Origin of the sequence: Thermosipho globiformans, assembly GCF_003990895.1 — a bacterium.
GTDB lineage: Bacteria > Thermotogota > Thermotogae > Thermotogales > Fervidobacteriaceae > Thermosipho > Thermosipho japonicus.
The window spans coordinates 1-664 of the sequence record NZ_BHXD01000044.1; the positions used below are offsets into that span (position 1 = coordinate 1).

At 25.2% G+C, this 664-nt stretch carries 1 protein-coding gene; it reads left to right on the forward strand.

Annotated elements, in window-relative coordinates; translation table 11 throughout:
- A partial coding sequence (locus EO083_RS09745; RefSeq protein ID WP_206512290.1) for a transposase occupies positions 1–465 on the forward strand: 465 nt, incomplete at its 5' end.
- Between the last annotated feature and the right edge of the window lie 199 nt (positions 466–664).

Below are 664 nucleotides of genomic sequence, written 5' to 3' on the forward strand. Positions count from 1 at the left end.
AGGTGTATAATACATCAAATAAGAAATACATTAAAATATGTTAATTACAAGGATAGAAAAGAACTTGTAAATGATTTAAAAAAAGTATATAAAGCACCCAATAAAGATATAGCCTACTCAAATTTACAGGATTTAAAAGAAAATAAATGGACAAAATATAAATTGGCATTAGAAAGTTGGGAAAAACATTGGGAAACAATATCGCCATATTTTGATTATGGTGATGAAGTAAGAAAAATAATGTACACAACAAATGTAATAGAATCATTGAATAGGCAATATAGAAAAGTGACTAAAAATAAAACATCTTTTCCAAATGATGATGCGTTATTAAAAATATTATATCTAGCAACAATAGATGCAACAAAAAGATGGACAGTTCGATATAGAAACTGGAGCAAAGTCCTAAACGAACTATCCATCTTTTTCAAAGAAAAAATCACAAAATACGTCTATAATTCTTAATGCAACTAAATTCCAAAACCTGTAATAATCAATAATAAACCAAATACTAAAAACTAACGCCAAAAATATATTCTTAATTTAATAATGTTAAATCTTGCAGTGAAAATTGCAAAAAGGTGTTTGTTTTCAAAAACTCACATTAAAAACTTCTAGAAATTACTATTAAAGCATATTACAATATAGACGTTAATTCATATGA